The 26,654-nt window shown below is 70.7% G+C and carries 25 protein-coding genes and 1 pseudogene; 14 read left to right on the forward strand and 12 right to left on the reverse strand.

Features of this window, described 5'->3' with window-relative positions:
- Nucleotides 1-13: 13 nt before the first annotated feature.
- The 4 genes from ACFYWI_RS12400 to ACFYWI_RS12415 all read right to left on the reverse strand — a co-directional run bounded on the left by ACFYWI_RS12400 (nt 14) and on the right by ACFYWI_RS12415 (nt 5,649).
- On the reverse strand, nt 14-1,357 hold the full coding sequence (locus ACFYWI_RS12400) for a SidA/IucD/PvdA family monooxygenase (RefSeq protein ID WP_389229477.1): 1,344 nt from the start codon (nt 1,355-1,357) through the stop codon (nt 14-16).
- Between the two features lie 65 nt (nt 1,358-1,422).
- Nucleotides 1,423-2,793, reverse strand: a complete 1,371-nt coding sequence (locus ACFYWI_RS12405; RefSeq protein WP_389229480.1) for a SidA/IucD/PvdA family monooxygenase — start codon at nt 2,791-2,793, stop codon at nt 1,423-1,425.
- A gap of 609 nt (nt 2,794-3,402) precedes the next feature.
- Entirely contained in the window at nt 3,403-4,404 is a 1,002-nt protein-coding gene (locus ACFYWI_RS12410; protein ID WP_389229483.1) for a hypothetical protein, read from the reverse strand.
- Between the two features lie 21 nt (nt 4,405-4,425).
- On the reverse strand, nt 4,426-5,649 hold the full coding sequence (locus tag ACFYWI_RS12415; RefSeq protein ID WP_389229486.1) for a hypothetical protein: 1,224 nt from the start codon (nt 5,647-5,649) through the stop codon (nt 4,426-4,428).
- Between the two features lie 149 nt (nt 5,650-5,798).
- Here ACFYWI_RS12415 and ACFYWI_RS12420 point away from each other — a divergent pair, with 149 nt between their 5' ends.
- Nucleotides 5,799-6,197 (forward strand): hypothetical protein, encoded by a 399-nt coding sequence (locus tag ACFYWI_RS12420; RefSeq protein ID WP_389229489.1) that lies wholly within the window; start codon nt 5,799-5,801, stop codon nt 6,195-6,197.
- Between the two features lie 103 nt (nt 6,198-6,300).
- Here ACFYWI_RS12420 and ACFYWI_RS12425 read toward each other — a convergent pair whose 3' ends face one another.
- The gene (locus ACFYWI_RS12425) at nt 6,301-6,663 is read right to left on the reverse strand and encodes a hypothetical protein (protein ID WP_389229492.1); all 363 of its coding nucleotides are present in this window, start codon (nt 6,661-6,663) and stop codon (nt 6,301-6,303) included.
- Between the two features lie 991 nt (nt 6,664-7,654).
- Here ACFYWI_RS12425 and ACFYWI_RS12430 point away from each other — a divergent pair.
- From ACFYWI_RS12430 to ACFYWI_RS12450, 5 genes and pseudogenes are all read left to right on the forward strand, one after another.
- Nucleotides 7,655-8,128: a hypothetical protein gene (locus ACFYWI_RS12430; protein WP_389229495.1), complete on the forward strand. Its 474-nt coding sequence runs from the start codon at nt 7,655-7,657 to the stop codon at nt 8,126-8,128.
- Nucleotides 8,129-8,227: 99 nt separating this feature from the next.
- A complete protein-coding gene (locus ACFYWI_RS12435; RefSeq protein WP_389229498.1) occupies nt 8,228-8,587 on the forward strand; it encodes a hypothetical protein in 360 nt (119 codons plus the stop codon).
- Nucleotides 8,588-8,654: 67 nt separating this feature from the next.
- Complete coding sequence (locus ACFYWI_RS12440; RefSeq protein WP_389229502.1) at nt 8,655-9,029, forward strand: hypothetical protein; 375 nt, start codon at nt 8,655-8,657, stop codon at nt 9,027-9,029.
- Nucleotides 9,030-9,112: 83 nt separating this feature from the next.
- Nucleotides 9,113-9,484 (forward strand): hypothetical protein, encoded by a 372-nt coding sequence (locus ACFYWI_RS12445; RefSeq protein WP_389229505.1) that lies wholly within the window; start codon nt 9,113-9,115, stop codon nt 9,482-9,484.
- A 134-nt stretch (nt 9,485-9,618) separates the two neighbouring features.
- Nucleotides 9,619-10,449 (forward strand): annotated as a pseudogene (locus ACFYWI_RS12450) (MFS transporter); the annotation flags it as partial.
- Here ACFYWI_RS12450 and ACFYWI_RS12455 read toward each other — a convergent pair.
- Nucleotides 10,439-11,029, reverse strand: coding sequence for a flavin reductase family protein (locus ACFYWI_RS12455; protein WP_389230066.1), 591 nt, complete (start codon nt 11,027-11,029; stop codon nt 10,439-10,441). The pseudogene ACFYWI_RS12450 and the gene ACFYWI_RS12455 overlap by 11 nt on opposite strands.
- 171 nt (nt 11,030-11,200) lie before the next feature.
- On the opposite strand from ACFYWI_RS12455, the gene ACFYWI_RS12460 reads away from it, so the two are divergent.
- Nucleotides 11,201-12,130: a hypothetical protein gene (locus tag ACFYWI_RS12460; RefSeq protein WP_389229508.1), complete on the forward strand. Its 930-nt coding sequence runs from the start codon at nt 11,201-11,203 to the stop codon at nt 12,128-12,130.
- A gap of 50 nt (nt 12,131-12,180) precedes the next feature.
- Here the strand turns inward: ACFYWI_RS12460 and ACFYWI_RS12465 are convergent, their stop codons facing one another.
- The 3 genes from ACFYWI_RS12465 to ACFYWI_RS12475 all read right to left on the reverse strand — a co-directional run bounded on the left by ACFYWI_RS12465 (nt 12,181) and on the right by ACFYWI_RS12475 (nt 16,544).
- Complete coding sequence (locus tag ACFYWI_RS12465; RefSeq protein WP_389229511.1) at nt 12,181-12,969, reverse strand: enoyl-CoA hydratase/isomerase family protein; 789 nt, start codon at nt 12,967-12,969, stop codon at nt 12,181-12,183.
- Nucleotides 12,966-15,197: an acetate--CoA ligase family protein gene (locus ACFYWI_RS12470; protein ID WP_389229519.1), complete on the reverse strand. Its 2,232-nt coding sequence runs from the start codon at nt 15,195-15,197 to the stop codon at nt 12,966-12,968. Before ACFYWI_RS12470 ends, ACFYWI_RS12465 begins: the two co-directional genes overlap by 4 nt.
- Before the next feature lie 156 nt (nt 15,198-15,353).
- Nucleotides 15,354-16,544, reverse strand: coding sequence for a flavin-containing monooxygenase (locus tag ACFYWI_RS12475; RefSeq protein WP_389229522.1), 1,191 nt, complete (start codon nt 16,542-16,544; stop codon nt 15,354-15,356).
- 178 nt (nt 16,545-16,722) lie between these two features.
- On the opposite strand from ACFYWI_RS12475, the gene ACFYWI_RS12480 reads away from it, so the two are divergent.
- Nucleotides 16,723-17,175, forward strand: a complete 453-nt coding sequence (locus ACFYWI_RS12480; protein WP_389229525.1) for a DoxX family membrane protein — start codon at nt 16,723-16,725, stop codon at nt 17,173-17,175.
- Complete coding sequence (locus ACFYWI_RS12485) at nt 17,172-17,621, forward strand: Zn-ribbon domain-containing OB-fold protein (RefSeq protein ID WP_389229528.1); 450 nt, start codon at nt 17,172-17,174, stop codon at nt 17,619-17,621. Before ACFYWI_RS12480 ends, ACFYWI_RS12485 begins: the two co-directional genes overlap by 4 nt.
- Here ACFYWI_RS12485 and ACFYWI_RS12490 read toward each other — a convergent pair.
- Nucleotides 17,570-18,268 (reverse strand): pyridoxal 5'-phosphate synthase, encoded by a 699-nt coding sequence (locus ACFYWI_RS12490; RefSeq protein WP_389229531.1) that lies wholly within the window; start codon nt 18,266-18,268, stop codon nt 17,570-17,572. The two genes, ACFYWI_RS12485 and ACFYWI_RS12490, sit on opposite strands and share 52 nt — an antisense overlap.
- Nucleotides 18,269-18,340: 72 nt before the next feature.
- Between ACFYWI_RS12490 and ACFYWI_RS12495 the strand changes: the two genes are divergently transcribed.
- Nucleotides 18,341-18,922: a TetR/AcrR family transcriptional regulator gene (locus tag ACFYWI_RS12495; RefSeq protein ID WP_389229534.1), complete on the forward strand. Its 582-nt coding sequence runs from the start codon at nt 18,341-18,343 to the stop codon at nt 18,920-18,922.
- Nucleotides 18,923-18,931: 9 nt separating this feature from the next.
- On the opposite strand, the gene ACFYWI_RS12500 is transcribed toward ACFYWI_RS12495, so the two are convergent.
- Nucleotides 18,932-20,101 carry an acetyl-CoA acetyltransferase gene (locus ACFYWI_RS12500; protein ID WP_389229537.1) on the reverse strand — a complete coding sequence of 390 codons (1,170 nt, stop codon included), beginning with the start codon at nt 20,099-20,101 and terminating at the stop codon, nt 18,932-18,934.
- Nucleotides 20,102-20,286: 185 nt separating this feature from the next.
- Between ACFYWI_RS12500 and ACFYWI_RS12505 the strand changes: the two genes are divergently transcribed.
- Nucleotides 20,287-21,465 (forward strand): acyl-CoA dehydrogenase family protein, encoded by a 1,179-nt coding sequence (locus ACFYWI_RS12505; RefSeq protein WP_389229540.1) that lies wholly within the window; start codon nt 20,287-20,289, stop codon nt 21,463-21,465.
- Nucleotides 21,465-21,935, forward strand: a complete 471-nt coding sequence (locus tag ACFYWI_RS12510; protein ID WP_389229543.1) for a nitroreductase family deazaflavin-dependent oxidoreductase — start codon at nt 21,465-21,467, stop codon at nt 21,933-21,935. The genes ACFYWI_RS12505 and ACFYWI_RS12510 overlap by 1 nt, the downstream gene beginning before the upstream one ends.
- A 117-nt stretch (nt 21,936-22,052) precedes the next feature.
- Here ACFYWI_RS12510 and ACFYWI_RS12515 read toward each other — a convergent pair whose 3' ends face one another.
- Complete coding sequence (locus ACFYWI_RS12515) at nt 22,053-22,700, reverse strand: TetR family transcriptional regulator (RefSeq protein ID WP_389229546.1); 648 nt, start codon at nt 22,698-22,700, stop codon at nt 22,053-22,055.
- Between the two features lie 227 nt (nt 22,701-22,927).
- Here ACFYWI_RS12515 and ACFYWI_RS12520 point away from each other — a divergent pair, with 227 nt between their 5' ends.
- Together ACFYWI_RS12520 and ACFYWI_RS12525 are read left to right on the forward strand one after the other, a co-directional pair.
- A complete protein-coding gene (locus ACFYWI_RS12520) occupies nt 22,928-23,911 on the forward strand; it encodes a VOC family protein (protein WP_389229549.1) in 984 nt (327 codons plus the stop codon).
- Between the two features lie 270 nt (nt 23,912-24,181).
- On the forward strand, nt 24,182-26,611 hold the full coding sequence (locus ACFYWI_RS12525; protein ID WP_389229552.1) for a PQQ-binding-like beta-propeller repeat protein: 2,430 nt from the start codon (nt 24,182-24,184) through the stop codon (nt 26,609-26,611).
- The last annotated feature ends 43 nt before the right edge of the window (nt 26,612-26,654 follow it).

A 26,654-nucleotide genomic window follows, 5' to 3' on the forward strand; every position in this document is an offset into this window, starting at 1 on the left:
ACGGCCGGGCCGGTCAGACGGCGGCGGGTGCGGCCGCAGGGACCGCGGCGGCGGCCCGCCGACGGGCCAGCTGCCCGCGCAGGTCGCGGTGGACGGCGTCGGCCTTCACGGCCATCTGGCTGAAGGAGGCGGCGCTGGCGATGCCGTGCCGCCACTCGGTGACGCCGTCCAGGTAGATCCCCACCTCGCAGGCGTCGGTCGTCACGGCGCGGTGGCCGCGGGTGACGACGGGCAGGCCGTCGTCCTCGCACGCGAGCAGGGACGCGAACGGCGCGAGCGGCTCGGGCAGGCGCGGCTCGGTGTAGCCCGTGCACAGCACGACGGCGTCGACCTCCAGTCTCTGCTTCGCACCCGTGAACACCTCGGCGGTCTCCAGGACCACGCCGTCGGGGCGCACGTCGACGCCGGTGACTTCGGTGCGGCGGTGCATTGTCAGGCGGTGCGCGCCGGTCAGCCTGTCCTGATAACTCGCCGCGTACAGGGCGGTGGAGACGTCCGGGTCGACGGCGGAGTAGTTGGTCGCCCGGGCCTGGGCGAGAACCTGTTCGCGTGCCTCGCGCTCCAGCCCGTAGACGTACTCGGTCTCCTTGGGGAAGTACACCTCGTTGCTGAAGTGACCGAGTTCGTACATGCGGAAGCCGGCGTGGCGCACCAGCGAGTGCACCTCGGAGCGCGGGTCGGAGCCGTGCAGGTGGAGCACGATCTCGCCGGCGGTCTGGCCGGCGCCGATCACCGCCCAGCGGACCGGGCGGTCCTCGGGAGGCGCGGGCAGCGCGGTTGCCCGCAGCAGGAACTCGCTCGCGTGGAAGACCCGCTCGCCGGCCGCCTCGCGGAACACCTCGGGCAGGTACGGGCGGTGCCCGGTGGCGATCACGACGTTGCGGCCGAGGTCCTCGAAGCGGCTCCCGTCGCGCGGGTCGCGGCTGACGACCCGCGCGGTGCGCACCACCCCGTCGGCGTCGGTGACGGGCTCCACCGAGACGACCTCGCGGTGGTAGGCGGGCCGCCGGCGCACCTGTTCGGCCGCCCACTGCACGTACGCCGACCACTCCAGGCGGCTGACGTACCCGCCGAGCAGGGTGAACTCGTAGAAGCGGCCGCTCTGCTGGAGGAACGGCACGAAGCCGAAGCGGGACGCGGCGTCGCGCGGGGTGGCCAGGTCGCGCAGGAAGTGGTGCTGGATGTCGGTGCCCGGCAGCACCTGGTAGGGCTGCCAGGCGGAGTCGGCGGCGCGCTCCAGGTAGGCGGCGGTGAGCGGCGGCTGCTGGGGGTGGGCGTCGTCGTGGTCCTCGACGGCCGCGGCCAGCGCGATGCCGGAGGGCCCGAATCCGGCCACCACCAGGTCGTTGACGTGCACAGTAGGTCCTCTCCCGTCGTTGGGGGCGTAGGCCCGAGGGCCGGCGGGTGTCGCGAAGGCGCCGGTCACGCGGCCACGGCGGTGTGCGGGGCAGCGGCCGGCTCTGGGGCGGCGGCCCGCGGCGGGTCCGCAGTCGGGGTGCGGTGCGCCAGGGCGGCGGCGAGCGAGTCGGTGAGCGTGCCGGCGCGTAGCGACAGGAGGCTGAAGGAGCCGGCGTCGCCGATGCCGTGGCTGGACTCGCACAGGCCGTTCAAGAACAGCGGGGGCAGGGCGTCCGCGGGGTCGACGGACAGCAGCCGGTAGTCGGTGGCGACCTCCAGACGGCCGTCCGGCTCGGTAGCCAGGCGGGGCGCGAGCGGCGCCAGCATGGGCGGGTGCAGCTCCTCGTGGGGGCCGGGGCCCATGTTGCGGAAGCCGGTCGCCAGCACCGCGAAGTCCACCGTGTCGCGGACCTGTTCGCCGGTGTGCATCTCGCGGAAGTCGATGGTCACGCTGCGGTCGCCGGCGGCGACAGCGGTCGCCTCGTGGTTGCCGCGCACAAACAGCCGCTGCTCGCCGTCGAGTTCCTGCTCGTACATGGCGAGGTACAGCTCCCGGAGCACGTCGCCGTCGGCCGAGGAGTAGTTCGTCGGGTGCATGTAGGCGTCGAGCTTGCGCCGGCCGGCCGGGGAAGCCGCGTGGTAGTACGCGGTGAACTCGGGGAAGTACCCCTCCTCGCTGAAGGGGCTGGTGTCCTTCAGCCGCAGCGAGTGGGAGCGGGTGTAGGTGACGACGCGGGTCCGCGGGAAGCGCCGGGACAGGTCGAGTGCGAGTTCCACCGCGCTCTGGCTGCCGCCGATCACGGCGACCGCCTCCGGCTCGCCGTCCGCAGTCAGGGCGGCCACCTGCGGCAGGTAGCGGGTCAGGTGGAAGACCCGGGAGCTGTGCACCGCGTCGTAGGGCCGGGGGACGTACGGGGTGCGGCCCGGGGCCATCACGAGGGTGCGGCCCAGGTAACGCCGCCCGGCGTCCGTCACCACCTCGTACAGCGTCTCGCCGTCCTGTTCGATGGTGCCGACGGAGGCGGCGCGCTGCCCGCAGTCCACGACGTGGGTGAAGTGGCCGGCCGCCCAGCGGATGTAGCCCGCGTACTCCTTGCGCAGCGGGAACTCGCCGGGCAGGTTCAGGTGTCGCAGCAGCCGGCCGTTCTCGTGCAGGTAGTTGAGGAAGCTGTAGCGGCTGCGCGGATTGCGCAGGGTGACGAGGTCGCGGCTGGGGTGGTTCTGAATGTCCGACCCGTCGAGCAGCATGCCCGGCTGCCAGTCCGGGGCCGGACGCGATTCCAGGAAGCGGGCATCGAGGCCCGGGTGCTTCTCCTCCAGCGCAATGGCGAGAGCGAGGTTGGCGGGACCGAAGCCGATACCAAGGACGTCGTGTACCGGTACAGATGCGTGCAAAGCGGTCTCCTTCGAGTCGCGTGGGACCACGCGACGGTGCGCGCGGTTCAAGCGAGGGACGGACGGTCCGGGCGAGGGGGCGGAGGACGGCGGAGCGCGGTCGGTCAGACGGGACGAACCGGGGTGGGACCGCGGCGGCAGCCACCCCGGATGCCGTTCCCCGGCACCCTTCCGCAGCGGCGGACACCGCTGCGGGATGTGCGGGAGGGGAAGGGCAGCATCGGGGCTCTCTTCTCGGCGGCGGCCCGCCGTCACCGGCGAGGGGATACCAAGAAGTCTTGCCTGCGCCCGGTGCGCCTGTCACGGCCCGTCCGTGGCACATACCGCCCCTGGCACCCTCGTGCCCGTGTCCCCAGAGCGCGGGGTGCGCCCGTTGCGGGGCCCTGCGGGTGGTGGGGGGCACGGCGCGGGCACCTGCTGCCCGCCCCGGAGGGCACTGCGTCGCGGCTCGCGTCGGACCGGCGTACCCGGAGCCGCCCGTCGGTAGGGGCCGCCGGCCGTCGCGGAGCAGGAGCCGGCTCGCCGGTTGTGCGAGCGTCGCGGCTCAGGACGACGCAAAGAGGCGGGGGGGTACCGGGCGGCCGCACCGCCCGGTACCGCCGCACCCCTCTACAGGTAGCCGCGTTCCATCGCCTTGTGGCCGAGCTGGAAGCGGCTGCGGGCGCCCAGCTGCGTCATCAGCTCCGAGATGAGGCGGCGTTCGGTGCGCAGCGACACCCCGAGACGGCGTGCCGCGGCCTGGTCCGTGCACCCTCGAGCGAGCAGCCGCAGCAGCTCGCGGTGGATCGACCCAGGATCGGCCAGGCTGCGGCGCGGCGCCTCGCCCAGCGGAAGCGCGGTTGCCCAGACCGCTTCATACAGGGCCATGAACGCGGCCACCGCACCCCGTTCGCGGATCACGACCGCCCCGCGGGAGCTGTCCTCCGGGTCCAGCGGGACGAGCGCGACGGCGCCGTCCACGATGTGCATCCGCATCGGCAGCGCGGCCACGGTGCGGATCTGATTGCCGCGCGCCACGTGCCACTCGGCGTGCTCCACGCTGGCCGGGTCGTTGCGGATGCTGTCCTGGTAGACGGTCCTGGCCGTGATGCCGCGGTCGATGAGCCGTTGGGCGATGGGCCGGCTGGCGGCCCGGTTGTCGGCCGGCTGCGCGCCGCCGGGCGCGAACGAGGCCGTCTCCCGCTCGGCCCGGTCCGCCAGTTCGGCGATCTTGCGCCGGACCGCCTCCACACCGAGCAGCTTCTCCGTCCCGTCGTCGTGCCGCCGCTCGTCCCGCTCGGCCGACCCCGCGCCGTACCCGGCGATGAGCGCGGCGGCCGCCGCCCGGCTCTCGGCGAGCTGCTGCTGCCGGCGGGCCACCTCGGCGGTCTGCCGGCTCAGCAGCAGCTCGAGGGCGATCTGCGGGCTGACGACGCCCAGTTCGCCGGATACGCCCCCCATCGGTGCGCACAGCAGCGACAGGTCGGCCAGTTCGTCGAGGCCCTTGCGCACCTGCTCCTCGGGCCAGCCGAGGTCGGCCGCGAGCGAGGTCACCCCGTGGTCGGGTCTGGTGAGCATGGTGCGGTACAGGGTGTCCGAGTCCTCGGTGAGCCCGAGTGTTGTGAGCGCCACAAATTCCCCCCGTCTGCGCGGTCAGCGTTCTGTAAGTACCGGAGTCCAACGGTCGCTGTAGTGGAGGTCAGCTTTCCGGAAGCCGGAGAGCGGAGTCACGCTCTTTCCGTCCAGGCTGACCAGGATCAGCTGGTTGCGGAACTCGCCCTTGCCGGGACTGCATTGTTCGGGGTCGCACCTCCAGGCGATGAGCCAGTCGTCATCGGCCCAGGCAAGCAGCTGCTGACCGGGTACGAGTGCGGCACGCTTGCCGGTCTTCGCATCCAGTACCTCGGAGACGATCTGGCCGTTCTGGCCTGCGAACTCGCCCGTTACCAGCTTCCTGTCGGGGGAGAGGACCGCCCCCGGATGGCCCAGGTTCGCCTCCAGCTTCGGGACGGGCACCTCCTTACCGTCCACGCTGTAAAAGACCTTGCCCGCCTTGTTGCGCCAGGGCTCCCACAGCAACTTGCCGTCACGGCTCCAGCTGAGGTCCTGACGCCCGCCGCCGGTGATGAACCCGCGGTCATTCTTCTTCGGCGGGCGCTCGGTGAAGTCCGCCCGTCCGGAAGCGACATCGATGACATAGAAGCCAGTACGGCTCGGCTTTGGCCCTGGCACCGTCTTGTCGTTCAGCCGGTACGACGCTTCCTTGAACAGGCCATCCGGATTGAGGCCGTATGCAGTTGCCACCAGGCGCTTGCCGTCGGGCGAGAACTGCACACCGCCGACGCCCTTGTCCACCTTGACCCAGCGCTCCACCTTGCCTGTGGCCAGGTTCAGCAGCCCGATGCGTTTGACGGGCAGATCGCGCTCCAGCACCGCTGCGGTCTTCATCCCCGGAGCCACATCGAGCCAGGCCCAGTCAGTCTTCTCGTATCGCCCGGTGGCAGCGTTGAGCAAACTCCACTCGAAAGTAACGACCCCGTCCCCGTTCGACCGCTTCTCGGCCCTCCCCGTGTAGTACGCCGAGACGGCAACCTTCCCCGCGGCGATGAGCTCCCGCGGTGGCGACTGATCGGGACGTGCCACCACGTCCGGGGTGGGATGCGCGCTCGCGTGCCGCCCGTGTGTGTCACCACCGTTCACGCCCAGCGATACCGCGACGCCTGCTGCGACGACCGCCGCGACGATGCCGGCCACCCCGAGGCTTCGGACCTTGCGGCGGCGCCGCGCCCGATGGACCTGCTCGGCCTCCCTGTCGGGTGACCGCACCTCCTGTGCCTTTCCCTCAAGGTCGTCGCGGACCAGTTGTTCGGGTTTCATGGCCGTACCTCCACGGGAGAGAAGACTGGGTCGAGGATCTCGCGACCGAGATCGAAAGCCGCCGGCTCGGCCATGAGCATCGACGACGAGAAGCGGACCACGCTCGGCGGCGAAGTCGAGAACCACCAGTACGGCCGAGAAGGGCGAGCATGCGCACGCCCTGGATCCGGAAGCCGGCCGCCGTGGTTGCGATGAACGGCAATCCGCGCAGCCTGACCGCAGGGTGCCGCGGGACCCAGCTCCGTGGGCTCATCTGGTCGACTGCATCCTGGAGTTGGATCCACCGTGACAACCGGACGGACGGCTCTTCGCAGAACTGTCTCGCCGGAACCTGCGCTGCCTCACACTGGTCAGGGAGCACACACAACCGGAGTGAAGAGCGCTTCGGAGCCACCGACTCCTGCCGCAAGCGTGCGTTCTTCCAGGGCCGGGCCGAGGATGCCCAGATCCTGCTGACCGAGCCTCGCAGCCGGCTCACGTTCGACGAGGTGGAACGCGACGTACGTTTCTGCGGGATCCAGGCGAATCCTTATGGCACGACGTATTGATGCACTCGCGCGACAGACCCAGGTAGCGCATCGACATCAAATAACGCGCCGCAACACTTCGTTTGCAAGCCTTGATTTGCGTCCGCGAAACGCCGTGCAGGGGCTATTCGTTGAACCATCCAGACTTCACGGTTCCGCCATCGCCGTCCCACGAGAGCCACATTTGGTACGACCCGAAGTTGCCGACGTCGTAGCCCTTCTTGTCACAGCCCGCGTCGCCGCCATCGGTGACGACGATCATCGGGAAGAGTCTTTCATCCACCAGCTGGCCCGTCATGCCATGGCCGTCCGCCTTGGTGTCGCAGACCTGGAACATGTCTCCGTCATCGATGTAGGTCATCTTCCCCCGGCCGTCCGGGTAGGAGATGGTCTTGTTGCTGTCTGCCAGTGCCGGCGACGCCGTGAGAGTGAGCACCGCGGCGGCGGCAGCACCGGTGATAGCTATGCGGGTGAGCGACTTGACCATTGATTCCTCTTTCTACTGGGACTGCGGTGCAGCCCGAGGTCCGACTGATCGGCATTGACCCTAAGGCAGGGTGATGGGCCGGTAAACGGAGTTGAGGTTGGTCTGAGCTTCACGGTTGTTCACGGATAGTGACCGGAATGAAGAATTCCAAGCACCGATGGTGCGATAAGGGGCATAGAAACAAACCGAATCGGACCTCGTGGCACACTCTCCGGGTACGAAGATCGCCTGAAAGTGGGCCACGTCACACCTGGTCAACTCCCTCTGTCAGTCCCATCGTTGGGGAAGCGGCGAGTGGCGGCCGACCGATCCACCTGTAGCTGACCATACGTCAGGTCAACCTGGCGCCGGTCATGGCGCACGCGGGTCGTATTGCATTCGCGACGTCACGTACCCCTGCTCCTGCCGCCGCCGGGGCGCAGCGTTCGACTCTCGCGTCGGCCGGCCACCGATGCCTTCACCATGCCCCGGCACCGCTTCCGCGGCGACCGGAACCACACCCCACCTGACCAGCGCTGCGCCCGGATCACGGACGGCACAGCCCGGCCGCCCGCGGCAACGGCATCGCAGTGGAGATGCGTCACTGTGCAGTTCGAAGCTGATCCGCATGTCCGAAGCTGCACCGGGTCACCTCTTCGGCGAACTGGCGCCTGATCTGGCTGAGTTACGTGAACGCAATCGGTTGCGTAACCGCTGGGCCGGCGGCATCGCGCTCCCGGCGTGGCCAAACTGGGCGCGGCCGAACCGCCGACGTGGCCCGGCCGGAGCCTGACGCTACGTCAGTCATGGGTAAATCGGTCGGCCATCCCCGTCACGTCCCCAACCACCGGACTGTCGGAGGGAGTTGGCCAGGTGTGATGTGGCTCACCTTCAGGTGATCTTCGTACCCGGAGCGTATGCCCGCGAGGTCCGATTCGGTTTGTTTCTGTGCCCCTTTATCGCACCTTCGGCGCTTGGAATTCTTCATTCCGGTCACTTTCCGTGAATAACCGTGAAGCTCAGAGCAACCTCAAATCTGTTTACCGGCCCATCACACTCCCTTAACGTCGGTGCCGATCAGTCGGACCTCGGGCTGCATCGCAGTCCTGCAGAGAAAGAGGAACCAATGGTCAAAACCTTTACCCGTATAGCTGTCGCTGGTGCGGCCGTCGTTACGGTGCTCACTGTTTCGGCGTCGCCGGCACTGGCAGACACCAACAAGACCATCTACTACCCGAGCGGCCGGGGGAAGATGACCTACATCGATGACGGTGACATGTTCCAGGTCTGCGACACCAAGGCAGACGGCCATGGCATGACCGGCATGGTGGAGGACCTGAACCACACGATTCTCATCATTACCGATGGCGGCGATGCCGGCTGTGACAAGGACGGCTACGACGTCGGGCAAATGAATTCGGTCCGCATGGCGCTCAGCTGGGACGGAGGCGGCGGCACCATCACGTCCGGCTACTTCAACGAGTAGTCCTACTCCAGCCGAGTCTCGTTTCGGGCGGACCATCCCTGGGGCCTTCCGCGTTCCTTCGGGCTGTTCCGCGTTCCTGCACAGAAAGAGGAATCAGTGGTGAATTCGTTCACTCGCATTGCGGTGGCCGGTGCGGCCGTGGTCGCGGTGTTCGCCGGCACGGCATCGACGGCTCAGGCCATCGAGAACAAGACCATCAGCAACAGTCACGGCAAGATGACCTTCATCGATGACGGTGACATGTTCCAGGTCTGCGATACCAAGGCAGACGGCTACGGCATGACCGGCCAGGTCATAGAGATGGGTTTGGCAGAGCGCGTCAAGCTCACCGTTACTGACGGCGGCGACGCCGGCTGCGACAAGGGCGGCTACGACATCGGCGTTACGTGGTCGGTCAAGATGGCGCTCGTTTGGGACGGCGGTGGCGACTGGGTCTACTCCCATCACTTCAAGGAGTAGTCCCGAACGCTGTGTGGTGGGCGCCCTCTTGGGCTGCCTCCCGTCCTGCAGAGAAAAGAGGAATCAAATGGGTAAGACTTTCACTCGCGTCGCTGTGGCCGGTGCGGCCGTCGCTGGGGTGCTCGCCGGCACGGCGTCGACGGCTCAGGCCGCCGCCCTCGACACCAACATCGTCATCAAGCTTCCGGACGGCCGGGGGTCGATGACCTACATCGACGACGGTGACATGTTCCAGGTCTGCGACACCAAGGCAGACGGCCATGGCGTCGAGGGCACGGTGATCGACGACGAGAATCGCAGAATGCTCACCGTCGACGACGGCGGAGACGCCGGCTGCGACAAGGGCGGCTGGAACGTCCCCAACGGAATTGATTACTTCCAGATGACGCTCACGTGGGGCGGCGGCGGCGGCACCGTGTACTCCAGAAAGTTCAACGAGTAGTAGCCCCGCGTCCCAACCGAATTTCGTGTCGGGGTGGGTGCCCTCTTGGGCTGTCCCCCGTCCTGCAGTGAGAGAGGAATCAAATGGGTAAGACGTTCACCCGTATAGCGGTGGCTGGTGCGGCCGTCGCTGCGGTGCTCGCCGGCACGGCGTCGACGGCTCAGGCCGCCGCCCTCGATGAGAACAAGGTCATCAAGCTTCCGGAGGGCCGGGGGTCGATGACTTTCATCGATGACGGTGACATGTTCCAGGTCTGCGACACCAAGGCGGACGGTCATGGCGTGACGGGCCAGCTGGTCCGCGGCGGTGGTGCGACGATTATGACCATCGACGACGGCGGCGATGCCGGCTGCGACAAGAAGGGCTACAACATCCCCAACGCCAATGAGTACCAGATGCAGCTCTGGTGGGACGGTGGTGGCCCGGCCGTGTACTCCCATTGGTTCAACGAGTAACCCGGCACTCAGGACCGGTGCATGCGGCGGAGCGAGAAGCCGTTAGCGCTTGAGTATCCGCCCCCTCGCCTTGTGCGAGCATCGTCCGGCCCTTGCCTGCAGGGAGTTCCCGCTAGCGGGAACTCCCTGCCCGCGGCTTCCTCACGGTGGCCGGCGCTCCGGCCAACTGGGTCTTCCTGCCGCTGCTGTCCAGGCTGGCGGAGAACCACGGCCGGCGACCCGCCGCGAACACCGTGGCGCTCTCCGCCCTGGCCGTCGTCCCGTTTCGTCTGGCTGCTGCTGCGCGACCATCCGGCGGACGTGGGGATCGCCGCGTACGGCGCCTGGGGCTTCACGCCCAAGCCCGACCCGGTGCCGGGCGCGGCCCGGCGCGCGGTCACGGCGCTGTTCCGGGCGGCCCGCACCGGACCGTTCCGGCTGCTCGCCGGCACCTTCGCGATCTGCGGCGCGTCGAGGAACGGCCTGGTCAAAACCCACTTCTTACCCGCTGCCCACAACCACGGCATGCCGATCACAGCGGCCGCGTCTTCGATGTCGTCGGCACGATCGCGTCGGGTTGGTTCACCGGCCGCCTCGAGGCGCGGCGACTGCTCGCGGCCTCCTGTGCGCTGCGCGGCATCGGCCCGCTCTCCCTGCCGATGCTGCTCGCGCCGTCCGTACACCCGCCGATGCTCTTCTTCATCGTCTTCTACGGCCCGGACCGGGTGGCGACGGTCCCGCCGGCGATCGCCCTGTGCCGCGAGCACTACGGCGACGACAGCGCCATCGTCTTCGGCTGGGTACTCGCCCCCCAGGTCGGCGCGGCGGTCTTCGCCTTCGCGGGCGGCGTGGCCCGCGACGCCTTCGGCTCGTACGACGTGATCCGGTACGCCTCGGGCGCGCCGTGCGCGGCGGCGGCGCTGATGGCCCTCGGGGTCCGCCGCAAGCCGCTCCCACGCCGAAGCCGGCCGGAGTCTAGGCGCTGAAGCGGCCGAACCGGCCGCGGTGGAAGAGCAGTGGCGCCCCCTCCTGCTGAGCGTCCAGGGTCTCCACCCGGCCCACCACGATCAGATGGTCGCCGCCGGTGTGGACGGTCCGGATCGTGCAGTCGATCCAGGCCGGGACACCGTCCAGCAGGGGGGAGCCGGTCGCGGGTGAGCGGGTCCAGGCCACCCCGGCGAACTTGTCCGCGCCGCTGACCGCGAAGGCGCGGCACATCTCGCCCTGGTCCGCGCCCAGCACATTGACGCAGAACGACCCGGCGCGCGCGATGCGCGGCCAGGTCGTCGAGGTGCGGGCGACCATGAAGGCGACCAGGGGCGGGTCGAGGGACAGGGACGTGAAGGACTGGCAGGCGAACCCGGCGGGGCCTTCCTCGTCGTGGGCGGTCACGACGGTGATCCCGCTCGCGAAGTGGCCCAGTACGCGGCGGAACTCACCCGTGTCGACCGGCAGGCGCTCGTCGTCGCCGACGGCCCGCAGATCGGGGCGCGGCAGGGCGTCGACGCCCGGCGCCGCTGTCGGGGCGCCGACCGACCTGAGGTAGCGGACGGCCGTGGCGGCCATGGCTGCGTGTCCCATCACGTCGACCATTAGACCTGATGGGTCGTCAGATAGGAACCCTGGTGCGACGGCGAGGAGAGCGTGCGGTACGGTCCTCCGTGTTTGAACGCGTTCAAACACGGAAGGGGGTCCGGGCGCGCGGCGCTCGTCCGGCCGGTACGTACCGTCGGCGCGATGGGGGCAGGAAGAGTGCGGGATCAGCAGCAGGAGTCCGGCCCGCAGCCGGAGCCGGGGGACACGACCGTCCAGGCCGGGGCGGCCGCCTTCGCCTGGCAGGCGGCGGTCGTCGGCCTCGCCACGATGATCCTTTCGGTGGGCGACGACACCTACGGCGTCGGATTCGGAGGCGGCCCGGCGGCGGTCGGCCTGCTCTGCATGTGCGGGGTCGGGCCGCTCGTGCTGGCGGTCGCGGGATGGGCCCATGCCGGGGCGTACACCCTGCCCGTGACCGCGGCCGCCCGGGTGACGGCGCGGCGTCTGCCCGGACCGGAGTGGGCCTGGACCGCGGTCGGCCTCGCCGTGCTCGGGGCGGTGTACGCGGCCGGGCTCGCATTTCTCGTCGGGTCGTTCCTCGTCGCGTGGCCGTGGACCGTGGCGAGCGGCGTGCTGCCCGCGCTGAGTGCCGCGTACTGGCACCGCAGGAGCGGTTCCTCGCCGCAGCCGAAGATCTGGCGGCGCACATCGCTCGTGGGCCTCGGTGCCGTGGGAGCCGTTCTCGTCCTGGGAGTCACCGCACTGCTCACCGGCGTCATCGAGGAGTACGAGCCTCCGGACCTGACCGAGCAGCAGCTCATGGGTGTCTGGAAGGGCCGTGACGACGGCACCGTCCTCCATCTTCAGCCGGGTGGCAGAGCGGTGCTGGAGGCGGTGCCGTACGAGGGGGACGACTACTTCGACACCTATGCCCTCGAACGCTGTACAGGCGGCGGGACCTGGCAGCGCGGTGAGGACGGGTTCAACAGCGGCCGGATCGCGGTCGAACTCGACACTGCCGATTGCGGCGAGCTGGCATGGACCGTCGGCGGTACGGAGGAGGCCCCCGAACTCTTCGCCCTGTTCGGCGACGCCGACTCGGGCGACGTGCACATCCTCGACAAGCAGTAGCGCCGGGCCGGCATCGGCTCGCGCGGTCGAGCGGCCGGCCCGGACAGGGCCTAACGCCCCCGGAACTCCGCTGCCCGCCGCTCCCTGAAGCTCGCCACGCCCTCGTTCGCGTCGTGCGTCGTCATGTTGAGTTCCTGGGCCGTCGCCTCCGCCGCGAAAGCCGTCGCGCGGTCCATGTCCGACGATGCGTTCACCAGGTGCTTGGTCAGCGCCAGCGCCCTCGTCGGGCCCGTGGCCAGGCGTTCGGCCCACTCGCGGGCCGTCTTTTCCAGGGCGTCGGGCGGGACCACCCGGTTGACCAGGCCGAGTCGTTCCGCCTCCGCCGCCGGCAGGGCGTCGCCGAAGAACATGAGCTCCTTGGCGCGCTGCGGGCCGACCAGCCGGGGCAGGAGATACGCTCCGCCGCCGTCCGGGACCAGGCCGCGGCGGACGAAGACCTCGATGAAGCGGGCGCCTTCCGCCGCCAGCACCAGGTCGCAGGCGAACGCGAGATGCGCGCCGATTCCGGCCGCCGTGCCGTTGACCGCGGCGATCACCGGCTTCTCGCAGTCCAGTACGGCGGCGATGATGCGCTGAGCGCCCAGACGGATCATCCGGGCGACGTCTCCCGCGATCCGCTCGTCCGTCGACGGTGTGCCGTCGCGCAGGTCCGCGCCCGCGCAGAAGCCCTTGCCGGTGGCGGTGAGGACGACCGCCCGTACGGCAGGGTCGGCGGACGCGTCGGCGAGCAGCGCGATGACCTTCTCCCGCTGGTCCCGGGTGACGGCGTTCATCGCCTCGGGGCGGTTGAGGGTGATCCATGCGACGCCGCTGTCCACGCGATGCAGAACGGCACTCATCGGCACACCGCCAGCGCGTCCAGGGCCACCGCGCCCTGCCCCCGCGGCAGCACCATGAGCGGGTTGATGTCCAGCTCGCGGAGCTGGTCGCCCAGTTCCAGCGCCATCCGCTGGACCCGCAGCACGACCTCCACCAGCGCGTCCACATCCACCGGCGGGCCGCCGCGCACCCCGTCCAGGAGGGCACGACCGCGTAGCTCGGCGAGCATCGCGCGGGCCTGGTCCTCGCCGAACGGAGGGACGCGTACGGAGGTGTCGCGGAGGACCTCCACCAGCACCCCGCCGAGGCCGACCGTCACCGTCGGGCCGAACAGCGCGTCCCGGGTGACCCCTACGACCATCTCGACACCCCACTCGACCATCTGGCAGACCAGGATCCCGTCCAGGTCGACGCCCTCGTAGCGGGCGATGTCGGTGAGTTCGCGGTAGGCGTCGCGCACCTGGCTGGCCGAGGTCAGGTCGACCTTGACCAGGCCCAGTTCGCTCTTGTGGGCCAGCTGGGGCGCGGACGCCTTCATGACCACGGGGTAGCCGACCAGGCTCGCCGCCCGGACCGCGGCGGCCGCGCTGGTCACCAGCTGCTCGCGCGGCACCCGGATCCCGTACGCGCGCAGCAGCTGCTTCGCCGCGTGCTCGCTCAGTTGCGTGCCCGGGCACATCAGGGCCTGCGCCTTGCGGAAGGACGGCGACGGGGTACGCGGGGCCTCGTCGAAGGGCGAGCGGTAGCCGGCGGTGAAGCGGTGGTGGGCGAGGTGGGCCCGTACGGCCGTGATGCAGTTGGCGAACGTACGGAAGGTCGCGACCCGGGAGGAGCCGAGCAGCGTCTCGCGGTAGGCGGCCTCGGTGCCCAGCGGGGAGCCCCACACGACGCACACCAGTTTGTCCGTGGTCTCCGCCGCGTCCACCAGGTCCTGGGCCAGCTTGTCGCTCATCGGCGGGAAGGGGCCGGTGATCGGGCAGATGAGCACGCCGACCTGCGGGTCGGCGAGGATCGCGTCGATGATCTTGCGGCCTCGCCAGTCGCCCACGGGGTGGCCGCCGTTGTCGACGGGGTTCGAGACGTTCAGGTAGGGCGGTATCCACTGGTGCAGTTCGGCCTGCCTGGCCTCGGAGAGCCGCGGTATCCGCAGCCCGGCCGCGGTGGCCAGGTCGGAGAAGTGCGCGCCGGTGCCGCCGGATATGGAGTAGACGACCACCCCGTCGGCAACCGGTGTACGCGCCCGTGCCAACAGCGCGGAGGTGTCCTGGAGCTCGTCGAGCCCGTTCACCCGGATCACCCCGAACTGTCGCATCGCCGCGTCCACCACGTCGTCCGCGCCGGTCAGTTTGCCGGTGTGGGAGGCGGCGGAACGGGCGCCGGTCTCGGTGCGGCCGACCTTGACGGCGACGACGGGCACCCCGCGCCGGGCGGCCCTGTCGGCGGCGAGCAGAAAGGAGCGGCCGTCCTTGAGTCCTTCGAGATAACAGGCGATGGCGCCGACGTCGGGGTGCTCGGCGAAGTACGAGATGAAGTCGGCGCTCTCCAGGTCGGCCTCGTTGCCCGTGGGCGCCCAGTGGGAGAGACGTACGCCCAGCTCCTGCATGGTGAAGACGGGACGGCCCTGGTGGCCGGACTGTGTGATGAGTGCGACTGCGGGACCGTCGAGGTCGTCGCGGAAGCGTTCGAAGGCGTTGAGGTTGGTGTTGGGGCCGAGCAGCCGGATGCCGGAACGTTCCACGGCGGCCGCCAGCCGGGCCTGGGCGACGGCGCCCTCTTCACCGGTCTCGGCGTACCCGGAGGCGAAGGCGACGGCGAACTTGACCTTGGTCTCGGCGAGTTCCTCGATCACCGGGAGCGGGTCGGCGACCAGCAGTACGGCCAGATCGACGGGCTCGGTCAGCTCGCGGACCGAGGGGACGCAGGCGAGTCCGAAGACGGAGGCCCGGGTGGGGTGCACGGGGTGCAGCCGGGCCCCGACGCGGTCCGCCCAGGCGACGAGCTGCCGGGTGATCCCGGCGCCCTGCCGCCCTTCGGTGTCGGATGCGCCGACGACGGCGACCGATCCGGGCCGGAAGAAGCGGTCGAGGTCGGGGACAGGTGCGTACAGGGGACGGCCGCTGACGTCGAGATCGCCGGCGGACGCGGTGTTGGTGGTTCTCTCGTGGACGGCGTCCCGGGGCTGTTCCCCGCAGGCGACCACGCGCTGGCGAAGGTCGGAGGTGAGGATGCCGTGAGTAGATCCAAGCATTGCTGGTCCCCGCTCCTGCTCGTCGGCCCTGACTGCCAGTACCTGACGCAGAGTCAGATTCATAGCCAGATTACATAACTGACGAGTAGTCAGGAACAGTCGGTGCGCGACGAAGGGTAAAACGAGCGGCGGAACGAGGGCGGGCGGCGACCGGGTTCAGCCGGCCGTCTTCCTTGCGGTCGTGCGGGCGACCGCACGGGATATCTTCCGGGTGTCGATCGCCATCTCGCGGAGCATGCCGCTGATGGGGTTGGTGAATCCGGTGAAGTACAGCCCCGGCGCGTTCGCCGGCGTCCGCCCGCCGCGCGTCAACGGTCGCCCCCGCTCGTCGAGTACGCCGAGATGGCCGACCAGCCCCTCGAGGCCGCGGCGGTAGCCGGTCGCTGCGATCACCGCGTCCGGGGCCAGCCGGCTGCCGTCCGCCAGCACGACCTTGTTGTCGTCGAACGACGCGAGCGCGGCGACCGGTTCGACCTTGCCGCTGCGTACGGCGTCGATCAGGCCGACATCCAGGACCGGGACCGCGCCGTCCTTCACCCGCGAGTACAGGCCTGTGCCGGGGCGCGGCAGTCCGTGTGCGGCGAGGTCGGGCACGGCGACCTTGGACAGGAGCGCGCCCGCCCGGTCCACCACCCACACCGGCAGCCTGCGCACCAGGATGCCGGTGCGCTGGGCTGGCCAGCCTGCGGTGGAGCGGCGCACGATGTGCGGGACGGTGCGCACGGCGAGACGCACCCGGGCCGCACCGCCCTCCACCAGGTCGACGGCTATCTCGGCGCCGGTGTTGCCGGCGCCGACGACGAGCACGTCCTTGCCGGCGTAGAGGGCGGGGTGGCGGTACTCGCTCGCGTGCACCAGCTCGCCCGCGTACGACGTGCGGCCCGGCCAGTCGGGCAGGAGGGGGGTGTGGTTGTAGCCGGTGGCCACCACGACCGCCCGCCCCGTCAGCTGCCGTCCGCCGGTGGCGTGCAGTACCCAGTCGGGGCCGGCAGGGTCGATCCGGGAGACCTCGACGCCGGTGATGATCTCCAGTTCGTGGAAGTCGGCGTACTTCTCCAGGTAGCGGACCACGTCGTCGCGCGAGACCCAGCGGCCGAACGAGCGCGGGATGGGCAGGCCGGGCAGTCCGGACAGGGCGCGGGTGGTGTGCAGATGAAGCCGGTCGTAGTGGCGCCGCCAGGAGGCGGCGACGGAGGGGGACTTCTCGAGCACCACCGCGCGTACGCCGCGCTCGCGCAGCGCGGCGGCGGCGGCGAGCCCGCCGGGGCCGCCGCCGATGACATAGACGGGCCGGACGTTCGTCCGGTCGATGCCCGTGTATCTGTCACTGTCCTTTTCGTCGGCCATGAGTCGCGATCGTAATCGGCTCGCTACTTGATGGGTCTCACTCAAGACGGAGTTCGGTTGCGAATCGGTCACGGACGCGCATCGCCCGCCGCCGCAGCCCTCTTGCGCGGGTCCGTCCTCATCCGCTGAACTGACGTACCGTCAGAAATTCGCGAGCGGGGGAAGAGGGAGGGCTCCGATGGAGACCGTCTGGCTCACCGGCGCCGAATGGGCCGCCGTCTTGCGCATCGGTCTCGGCCTGTGGTGGCTGGAGAGCTGGCGGCACAAGGACAAGAAGGGCTGGTTCGAGCGCGGGACCGGTATCGCCTGGGCGGCCGATGTCGCCGGCAGGCACCAGTGGCCCCAGGTGAGGATCGGCTTCGAGAAGGTGGTGGCGCCGCGGCCCAAGCTGATGGCGTACGTCGTCGTCTACGCCGAACTCGCCCTGGGCGTCGGCCTGATCACCGGCTTCCTGACACCCGTGGCCCTGGTCGGCGGCCTGCTGCTCAATCTGCTCTATCTCGTCCTGATGATCCATGACTGGGCCGAACAGGGTCAGAACGCCATGATGGCCCTCATATCGCTGGTCGCCCTGTTCACCCTGTCCTGGCAGACCTGGTCCCTCGACAGCGCGATCGGACTCTTCCGGTGACCGCGACCCCGGACATCGACGACTTCACCCGCCCCTTCTGGGACGCCGCGGCCGAGGGCGTGCTGCTGATCCGGCGCTGCGCCACCTGCCTGCGGCCGCATCACTATCCCCGCGAGTTCTGCCCGCACTGCTGGAGCGAGGACGTCGGCTGGGAGCGGGCGAGCGGCCGCGCCACGCTCTACACCTGGTCCGTCGTGCACCGCAACGACCTGCCGCCCTTCGGCGACCGCGTCCCGTACGCCGCCGCGGTCGTGGACCTCGCCGAGGGAACGCGGATGATGACCGAGGTCGTCGGGTGCGGGGCCGGGCAACTGGCCATCGGCATGGAGCTGGAGGTCGCCTTCCGCGCCGAGAGCGACGGGGTCACCGTGCCCGTCTTCCGTCCGGCGCGGCCTCATGGCCAGAGCAGTTCGCCCTCCCAGACGCCTTCCCCGTCCCGGCGGTAGCGCAGCCGTACGTGCTGCCGGCGCGCATCGCCCTGGAAGAACTCGACCTCGCGCGGCTGGAGCACGTACAGCGTCCAGGTCGGCACGGGCGCGTCCGGCTCGCTCTCGGCCCGCTCCCAGGCGGCCTGTGAAACGCGCGCCAATTCCTCGAGCGAGCCCAGCACATCGGACTGCCGCCCGGTCAGTGCCGCGGCCAGCGCCCCGGTCGAGCGGGCATGGAGATCGGCCTGGCTCTGCGTGGACGCGGCGGTGACCACCGGGCCCCGCAGCCGGATCTGGCGGCCCTGCGCCGCCCAGTAGAAGCCGAGCGCGGCCTCGGGCCGGGCGGCCAGCTGGCGGCCCTTGGTGCTGGTGGAGTGCGAGGCGAAGTGCCAGCCCTCGTCGTCCGCGTCGTGCAGCATCAGCGTCCGGACGTCGGGTCGCCCGTGCTCGTCCACGGTGGCCAGCGTCATCGTGTGCGGCTCGCTCTGCCCGGCCGCCACGGCCTCGGCGAACCACCGGTGGAACAGCGGCAGGGGCGCGCCGGGTGCGGCGGCCGGGTCGAAGGAGGGCAGGGAGATGTCCCAGACCCGCTGGGTGCGCAGGAGCGCGCGGAAGGACCCCTGCGGGTCGCTCGCGTCGTGGTCCGTGGGATGTGTGGGGTTCATGGGGGCATTCAACAACCCGGACAGGGCACCACTACACTCGCAGTGGTCATGGGGCGGTGATGAGGAGTACGGATGAGGCAGAACCTGGCGCGGCGCGCGGCACTCGTGGACGCCGCGATCGAACTGCTCGCCCGGGACGGTGCACGCGGTCTGACGTTCCGGGGTGTCGACGCCGAGGCGCAGGTCCCCAAGGGCACGGCGTCCAACTACTTCGCCAGCCGCGACGACCTGCTCAACCAGGCCGGCGCCCGCATCTACGAACGCCTGCGCCCGGATGACGCCACGATGGAGGCCATGCTCACCGGCCCGGCCACCCGCTCCAGGACCGCGCAATTGGTCCGGGAGGTGGTCGATCGGGTCTCGGCGTTCGGCACCGGCTATCTCGCACTGCTCGAACTGCGCCTGGAGGCCACCCGCCGCCCCGAACTGCGCGCGCTGCTCACCGAACGCGTCAAAGAGGACGTCGAGAACAATGTGACCGCCCATCTCGAGGCCGGTCTGCCGGGTGACGCCGACGCGGTCAGGATGATCTACCTGGCGGCGAACTGGCTGGTCGTGGAGCGCCTCACGCTGCCCGATGTGTTCCCGGGGAGCCAGGCGGGTGACCTGATCGAGGAGCTGGTCGAGCGCCTGCTCCCGGACGACGCCGCGTAGCGGCAGGGGTCAGTCCCGGCCCAGTACCACCGTCCCCGACGAGCAGAACCAGCCGCCCGTGCCGGAGGCGACAGCCAGCCGCGGTGGCCCGCCGTCCGCGACCCGCACCTGATGCCCGCCCGCCTCGCCGCGCAGCTGGCGCACCGCCTCGACCAGCAGGAACAGCCCCCGCATCCCCGGATGGCAGGCGGACAGACCCCCGCCGTCGGTATTCACCGGAAGATCGCCGCCCCGCCCGATCCGCCCCTTCTCCACGAAGGCACCGCCTTCGCCCTTCCCGCAGAACCCCAGGTCCTCGAGGGTCACCAGGGTCATGTAGGTGAAGGCGTCGTAGATCTCGGCGATGTCGATCTCGTCCGGGCGCACCCCCGCCCGCTCGAACGCCAGCCGCCCGCCGACCGCGGCCGGGGACACCGTGAAGTCGTCCCACTCCGACATCGTGGTGTGGGACACGTACTCACCCGTGCCGAGGATCCACGCCGGGGGCTTCGCGGTGTCCGGTACGTACTCCTCGGCCGCGAGCAGCACCGCGCAGCCGCCGTCGCTGCGGATGCAGCAGTGCAGCTTGGTGAACGGGTCCGCGATCACCGGTCCGTCGAGTACGTCGTCGACGGTGATCGGGTCGCGGAACATCGCGTCCGGGTTGGCGGCGGCGTTCGCCCGCGCCTGGACGGCGACTTCGGCGAGCTGCTCCAGGGTGGTGCCGTACTGGTGCATATGGCGGCGTGCTGCCATCGCGTACTTGGCGACGAGGGTGTGCCCGTACGGCGCCTCGAACTGCAGCGGCCCTCGGGCGCCGAACGACAGGTTGGCGGTGCGGCGCCCGGCTCTGATGTCGGCGCGGGCCGTCGATCCGTAGACGAGGAGGACGGCGTTCGCGTGCCCGGCGGCGATCGCGTCGGCGGCGTGGGCGGCCATCACCTCCCAGGTGGCGCCGCCGACGGCGGTGGAGTCCACCCAGCGCGGCTTCAGGCCGAGATACTCGGCGGCCTCGACCGGTGCGAGCGTGCCGAGCCCGGCCGAGCCGAGGCCGTCGACGAGGGAGCGGTCGAGGCCGGAGTCGGCGAGTGCCCGGCGGGCGGCCTGGGCCTGCAGGGCGTAAGGGGTGGGGCCGTCGACGCGGCCGCAGTCGGAGAGGGATATGCCGACGACGGCGACCTTGCGCGAAGTGGAAGGCATGGATCTGACGGTACATCAGATCGAGCCCCGGTAGGGCTGCTGGCGCATCCAGGAGGCCGACGGCTGCCGGGCCGCGGCGACGGCTCCGGGCGAGGTCCGCCGATCCCGCACCTCTGTGCATCCACAGCCGACCGGCCTAATATGACGCTCCGTCAGTTCAGGGTCTCTGGAGAGGAGCCCGCCCGATGGATGCCGCCTTCACCGCGGAGCAGGTCGAGATCCGCCGCACCCTGCGCGAACTGCTGGCCAAACGCTCGGGATCCGCCGGCCTCAGGACCGCGGTCCGGTCCGAGGCCGGGTACGACACCTCGCTGTGGGCCCGGCTGTCCGGACAGCTGGGCCTGCCCGGCCTGGCCCTGCCCCAGGAGTACGGGGGAGCGGGCTGCACCCTCACCGAACTCGCCCTCGCCTGCGAGGAGACCGGGCGGGCGCTGCTGCCGTCCCCGCTGCTCGTCACCGCCGGGCTCGCGGCGCCGCTGATCACCGCACTCGGCAGCCCCCGGCAGCGCGCCGACCTGCTGCCGCGTATCGCGGAGGGCTCGCTGACCTGCGCGCTCGCCGTGGCGGGCGGCAGCATCGCGCAGGCGCTCGGACTGACCGGTGATCCCGGGGAGGGAGCGTGGGCGGGGGGTGGCCGTGCCGGCGGCGTACAGGCGAGGCCCACCGAGGGGAGCGGCTGGCTGCTGTACGGAGAGGCCGGCCAGGTACTCGACGGCCACAGCGCCGGCCTGCTGCTGGTCGCGGCCCACACCGGCGGCTTCGCACGCAGCCGCACGCTGCTGTTCCTGGTGCGGCCGGATGCGGGCGGGCTGATCCGGACACGGCAGACCTCCCTGGACGAGACGCGGCCCCAGGCCCGTATCGAGCTGCGGGACGCCGCGGCGCAGTTGCTCGGCACGGACGAAGGCGACGCGGTGCCGGGCGCACTGGCGGCCGCCGGGACCGGCGTGGCCGTCCTGCTGGCGGCCGAGTCGGTCGGCGCTGCCGACAGTGCGCTGGAGCGGACGGTGGAGTACGCCAGGACGCGGGAGCAGTTCGGCCGCGCGATCGGCTCCTTCCAGGCGGTCAAGCATCGGCTCGCGGACCTGTACGTACACCTCCAGGCGGCCCGCTCGGCGGCGTACTACGCGGCCTGGGACCGGGCCGCGGGGCCGCTCGCCCTGGCGGCCGGGCTGGAGACGCTGCGCGCGGTGGCCGGGGAGGCCGTCCAGCTGCACGGCGGCATCGGCTTCACGTGGGAGCACGAGGCGCACCTGTACGTCAAAAGGGCCGCGGCCGACGAGCTCCTGTTCGGCCCGGTGCACCGCCTGCGCGACAGGGCGGCGGAGCGTGCCGGGCTCTTCGCGCCGGAGGGGGTGGCGTGATGGCGCCCGGCCGCCGGCTGGTCCGGAGGATCTCCTCGACCCGCACATTCGCGAAGGTGGCCCCGCATCTGATCCCCTCCATGGACCGTGCGGTCCACCGTCTGACGCGGGGAAAGGTGCTGCTCAGCGCCCTGATGCTGCCCGGTGTGGTCCTCATGGCCCGCGGCGCGAGGACGGGCCTGCCCCGCACCACACCCCTGGCCTGCATACCCGAGGAGGGGGACACCTGGCTGCTGATCGGCTCCAACTTCGGCCGCACCGACCACCCCGCCTGGACGACGAACCTGCTCGCCCATCCGGATGCCGGGATCAGCTGGAAGGGCAGCACCGTCGCGGTCCGCGCACAGCTGCTCGCGGGCGAGGAACGGGCGGCGGCCTGGCAGGCGGCACTGCGGTTCTGGCCCCCGTACGAGACGTACCAGTCCCGGGTCGAGCGCGAGATCCGCCTGTTCCGCCTCGTCCGGCGCTGAGGGATGCCGCTGACGGCCGGCACTGTCCGCGCGAGGGGCCACAAGAGCGTCGACGGCGGTCACCGGATGGTGAACCGCCGTCGGCATGACAGGATTTGGGGGGCGACGCTCGGGGCGCTACTTCGCCGGCTTCTTGCCCGTGATGCCCAGATGCACCAACAGCGCTAGATTCGGCTTCAGTTCAGACTGCTTCACACCCCACGTCGTAAAGCCCTTCTGGTGCGAGGCGACCGCCGCCAGCATCGCCACCAGTGCGCCGGCGATCGCAGCGGGGCTGACATCCTTGTCGACCTTGCCCTTGGACTGCAGATCCTTCACCGCGTCCGCGAGGGAGTTGGTGACCGAGTTCAGGATCTTCATGCGGATCTTGTAGAACCGCTTGTCGCCCTCCGCCGCGCCGAGGTCCACCACGCGCAGGATCGCGTCGTGGCGCCGCCAGAAGTCCAGGAAGCCCTCGACGAGATCCTCGGCGGTCTGCGCGCCGGCCTTGCCGACCCAGGAGCGGCCGGCGACCAGTTCCGTCAACCCCGCGCCTTCCTTGGCCATTTCGTCCGCGATTTCGAGGACGGCACCCTCGACGTCCGGGAAGTATTGGTAGAACGTCGCGGGCGAAGTGCCCGCCTTCCGGGCCACGTCGATGACCTTGACGTCCCGGTAGGGAGAGGTGCTGAGCATCTCGCTGAGACAGTCGAGGAGCTTCTGACGCGTCGCCTGGCCGCGTCGTCCGGCCACCCGGCCATCGACGGTGCGTACTTGTCCTGTCATGCCGTCAGCTTACCGAGGGGTGATCGGCGCGCGATTCGACCGACTGCAAATGGGGTGCAGCCCGGGTGGGGCAATAGTGTTATCAACAGCCTGTGGATAACTTCCGTGGAAAACTCAACAAAACCAGTGCCGCTTAAGTAATCAAATGTTCAATTTGATTCCCTGCGCCACGCGTGAGGCACCGTTAACTTGAGTGTGACGGGCGCCACACGGAAGGAATCGGGTCCATGGCCGCATTCACAGAGGGCGCACCGTGCTGGGTGGACGCGTCGCTCCCCGATGTCGAGGCGGGCAAGCGCTTCTACGGGGAGCTCTTCGGGTGGACGTTCGTCGACCGGGGCGGCGAAGAACTCCCCGGCGGCGGGATCCGCAGCCGGTATGCCGACGCCTACAGCGCCGGCAAGCTGGTCGCCGCTCTCACGCCCAAGCGCGACGGGCGTATGCCGACCGTCTGGAACGTCTACTTCGCGACCCCCGACGCCGCTGCCCTCAGTCGCCGGATCCGCGAGGAGGGCGGTCAGATGATCATGTATCCCGTGCCGGTCGGCACCGCCGGGACCGTGGCGGTCGGCGCCGACCCGGGCGGCGCGGTCTTCGGGCTCTGGCAGGCGGGCGACCGGCCGGGATTCGAGAAGCTGGGCGTACCCGGCTCGTTCTGCTGGACCGAGGTGTACACCCGGGACAAGGAGAGGACCGACGCCTTCTACGAGTCGGTGTTCGGCTTCCGGGGGACCGACCTGCCCGGAGCGCCGGTCGACTTCCGGATGTGGTCGCCCGCGGGCACCGAGCCGGGCGAGCGCACCGCCGTCGGCGGGCGCACCATGCTCACCGACGCGTTCCCGGCCGAGATGCCGGGCCACTTCCTCGTCTACTTCTGTGTCGAAGACTGTGACTGGGCGGCCGAGGCCGTCACACGGCTCGGCGGCCGTGTCACGGCGGCGCCCTTCAATATTCCGTACGGGCGGATCGCACTGCTCACCGACAATCAGGGCGCCGCCTTCGCGGTCCTTTCCGAGCCGGCCGAGGAGCCGGGGGTGCGGGAGAAGCGAGAGGGCGGTGCCGAACGTGACGAACAGGCGGCCGAACGGGTCGAACGGACGGCCGAGCAGGGCGAATCGGAACAGAGTGACGAGAGCGGCGGGAGTGACGAGCGTGACGACACCGAAGTGAGCGGCGACGCCGACGACACCCCTCGCGCCAAAGGCGCCTGACCGAACCGGCCCGCCGGACGTATACAAAGACGCCTGAACCGGCCCCACCCGCCGGACGTATACAGGGCCGTGCGCCCCCGCCACCTCCGTCCGGCCGTGCCCGAAACGGGGTGAGACACCCCGATCCGCCCCCGGGTTCGCAACAGCCGCCCGAGACAGGAAGAATCAGGGTGCGCACCGCTGAGGGCTTCGGTGGTGAGACGCTGCACGGGGCTGTAATTGACGGGCCCAGTTCGATCAGGGGCCCGTACGGGGAGGTGGCAGGCAGGTATGGAGCAGCTGACGCAGCATGATCCGAGACGGATCGGTCCGTTCGAGGTGCTCGGCCGGCTCGGTGCCGGTGGCATGGGACTGGTCTATCTCGCCCGGTCGGCATCGGGCCGCCGGGTGGCGATCAAGACCGTGCGTACCGAGCTCGCCGAGGACCAGCTGTTCCGCGTCCGCTTCACACGCGAGGTGGAGGCCGCCCGCGCCGTCAGCGGCTTCTACACCGCGGCCGTGGTGGACGCCGACCCGCGGGCCGCCGTCCCGTGGCTGGCCACCGCATATGTGCCGGCCCCCTCGCTCGAGGAGATAGTGAACGAGTGCGGGCCGCTGCCGGCCCAGGCCGTGCGCTGGCTCGCGGCGGGCATCGCCGAGGCGCTGCAGTCCATCCACGGCGCCGGCCTGGTCCACCGGGACCTCAAGCCGTCCAATGTGCTGGTGGTGGAGGACGGGCCGCGCGTCATCGACTTCGGTATCGCGTCCGGCGTCTCCAACACCCGGCTGACCATGACCAATGTCGCCGTGGGCACGCCCGCCTACATGTCGCCCGAGCAGGCGCGGGACTCGCGCAGTGTGACCGGGGCGAGCGATGTGTTCTCGCTCGGCTCCACCCTGGTCTTCGCCGCTACCGGCCATGCGCCCTTCCACGGCGCGAACCCGGTCGAGACCGTGTTCATGCTGCTGCGTGAGGGCCCGGACCTGGAGGGCCTGCCGGACGAGCTGCGGCCGCTGATCGACTCCTGTATGCAGATGGAGGCCGGACTGCGGCCGAGCCCCGAGGATCTGCAGGCACAGCTCGCCCCGCATCTGTTCTCCTCCGGCGACGACGACAGCGGCACGGCCTCCGCGTGGCTGCCCACGCGGGCCACCGACATGATCGAGGCCCGCCGCGGCGGCGGCCGGTCCCAGGCCGCGCTGCCGTCCCGCCCCGCCGACCCGGCCCCCGCCACTCCGCAGCGCCCCCATCGCCCGCCGGTACCGCAGCCGCAGCCCCCGGTGCCCGTCCCGGACCGGGACGCGGCCTGGCACGGCGGCCGCGACCCGCGGACCGGCCAGGCGGCACCCGCGCCCGCAGCGCATGCCGCGGGTGGTCCCGTGCGGCTGCCGGGCTCCCATGTGCCCATCGGTCCCGGGCCGCTCGTCGCGGACGCGGGCCGCGTCGCTCCGGCCGAGGCAGGACCGGCGACCGGCTGGGTCCGACCGCCCGGCGGCCTGAACGGCTCCGAGGCTGCGCACGGCCCCGTGGCGCCACCGGTCCCCTCGACCGTCCCGGCACCGGCTCCCGGCCCGGACGCCGGCCCGGCCCACTGGCGCCCGTGGCGTTTCCGGATGTCGAACGACGTCTGGGGCACCCCGGTGGTCGACGGTGATCTGCTCTACGTCACCTCCTTCGAGGTGCACGCCCTCGATGTGGCCAGCGGCCGCCGCCAGTTCAAGACGCGGGACGTGGCCTGGGCGATGGCTGTGGCCGGGGGACGTATCCACGCCTCCGACGGGCCATCGCTGTACGCGCTGGACGCGGCGACCGGCAACGAGCGGTGGCGGCTGCAGACCGACGCCTGGGTGTACTCGCTCCAGGTCGAGCGCGGCACCGTTCTCACCGGCACCCGCGGCGGCGGCGTCCAGGCCTGGGAGGCCTCCAACGGCGAGAAGCTGTGGGAGCTGACCGGTGCCCAGAGCGACTTCGAGACCTCGGAGGCCGGTCCCGCGATCTTCGGCGACACGGTCTACGTGTGGAAGGACGCGCGGCTGCGCGCGCTGGAGGCGAGAACCGGCGACGAGCGCTGGTCCTACCCCGTCGGCGACGCCGCGTCCTGCGGCAACGTACCGGTCCGGGTGCACCCGGCGCCCGACGGCTATGCGTACGTCGCGGCCGGCACCCGTGTCCTCGCCATCGACATCGCCTCCGGCCGGGTGCGCTGGCACTTCGAGTCACCGGCCGTGTTCCTGTCGCCCCCGACCTTCGCTCCCGGCCCCGCGGTGACGGGCGGCGGCGTCTACCTCGCCGACTATCTCGGCACCGTGTACGCGCTGGATGCCACGACCGGCAAGGACCGCTGGCGCATCGCCACCGAGTCACGGCAGTCCATCGAGCCGGTCCTGGTCGCGGGCGGGCACATCCACGTCGGCAGCGGCAGCGCGCTCTACACGCTGGACGCGGTGACCGGTACCCCGCTGTGGCGGTTCCCGGCGGGCGGTGAGGTCATCGGCAGCCCGGTCGTCGCCGACGGCCGGGTCCACTTCGGCTCCGCCGACCATGTGCTCTACACGCTCGACGCCGGCGGTGGCCAGCTGCGCTGGAAGCTTGCGACGGGCGGTGAGATCACCGGCTCCCCGGTGGCGCAGAACGGTGTCGTGTACGCGTGCAGCAAGGACCGCTGCGTGTACGCCCTGGACGCGGTCAAGGGCACGGCCACCGGCCGCGGCGGCCGCTGACGTCGCTGTGCGGCCCCGGCGGGACCGTCCGATGGCGGCGTGC

It is taken from the genome of Streptomyces sp. NPDC002889 (genome assembly GCF_042888425.1).
Lineage (GTDB): Bacteria > Actinomycetota > Actinomycetes > Streptomycetales > Streptomycetaceae > Streptomyces.

Bases quoted from the DNA above. Each gene is read 5' to 3' on its own strand.
- ACFYWI_RS12415 (WP_389229486.1), bottom strand. From the start codon at position 5,649: ATGAAACCCGAACAACTGGTCCGCGACGACCTTGAGGGAAAGGCACAG.
- ACFYWI_RS12420 (WP_389229489.1), top strand. From the start codon at position 5,799: ATGCGCACGCCCTGGATCCGGAAGCCGGCCGCCGTGGTTGCGATGAAC.
- ACFYWI_RS12425 (WP_389229492.1), bottom strand. From the start codon at position 6,663: ATGGTCAAGTCGCTCACCCGCATAGCTATCACCGGTGCTGCCGCCGCC.
- ACFYWI_RS12440 (WP_389229502.1), top strand. From the start codon at position 8,655: ATGGGTAAGACTTTCACTCGCGTCGCTGTGGCCGGTGCGGCCGTCGCT.
- ACFYWI_RS12445 (WP_389229505.1), top strand. From the start codon at position 9,113: ATGGGTAAGACGTTCACCCGTATAGCGGTGGCTGGTGCGGCCGTCGCT.
- ACFYWI_RS12455 (WP_389230066.1), bottom strand. From the start codon at position 11,029: ATGGCCGCCACGGCCGTCCGCTACCTCAGGTCGGTCGGCGCCCCGACA.
- ACFYWI_RS12460 (WP_389229508.1), top strand. From the start codon at position 11,201: ATGGGGGCAGGAAGAGTGCGGGATCAGCAGCAGGAGTCCGGCCCGCAG.
- ACFYWI_RS12465 (WP_389229511.1), bottom strand. From the start codon at position 12,969: ATGAGTGCCGTTCTGCATCGCGTGGACAGCGGCGTCGCATGGATCACC.
- ACFYWI_RS12470 (WP_389229519.1), bottom strand. From the start codon at position 15,197: ATGCTTGGATCTACTCACGGCATCCTCACCTCCGACCTTCGCCAGCGC.
- ACFYWI_RS12475 (WP_389229522.1), bottom strand. From the start codon at position 16,544: ATGGCCGACGAAAAGGACAGTGACAGATACACGGGCATCGACCGGACG.
- ACFYWI_RS12480 (WP_389229525.1), top strand. From the start codon at position 16,723: ATGGAGACCGTCTGGCTCACCGGCGCCGAATGGGCCGCCGTCTTGCGC.
- ACFYWI_RS12490 (WP_389229531.1), bottom strand. From the start codon at position 18,268: ATGAACCCCACACATCCCACGGACCACGACGCGAGCGACCCGCAGGGG.
- ACFYWI_RS12495 (WP_389229534.1), top strand. From the start codon at position 18,341: ATGAGGCAGAACCTGGCGCGGCGCGCGGCACTCGTGGACGCCGCGATC.
- ACFYWI_RS12500 (WP_389229537.1), bottom strand. From the start codon at position 20,101: ATGCCTTCCACTTCGCGCAAGGTCGCCGTCGTCGGCATATCCCTCTCC.
- ACFYWI_RS12505 (WP_389229540.1), top strand. From the start codon at position 20,287: ATGGATGCCGCCTTCACCGCGGAGCAGGTCGAGATCCGCCGCACCCTG.
- ACFYWI_RS12510 (WP_389229543.1), top strand. From the start codon at position 21,465: ATGGCGCCCGGCCGCCGGCTGGTCCGGAGGATCTCCTCGACCCGCACA.
- ACFYWI_RS12515 (WP_389229546.1), bottom strand. From the start codon at position 22,700: ATGACAGGACAAGTACGCACCGTCGATGGCCGGGTGGCCGGACGACGC.
- ACFYWI_RS12520 (WP_389229549.1), top strand. From the start codon at position 22,928: ATGGCCGCATTCACAGAGGGCGCACCGTGCTGGGTGGACGCGTCGCTC.
- ACFYWI_RS12525 (WP_389229552.1), top strand. From the start codon at position 24,182: ATGGAGCAGCTGACGCAGCATGATCCGAGACGGATCGGTCCGTTCGAG.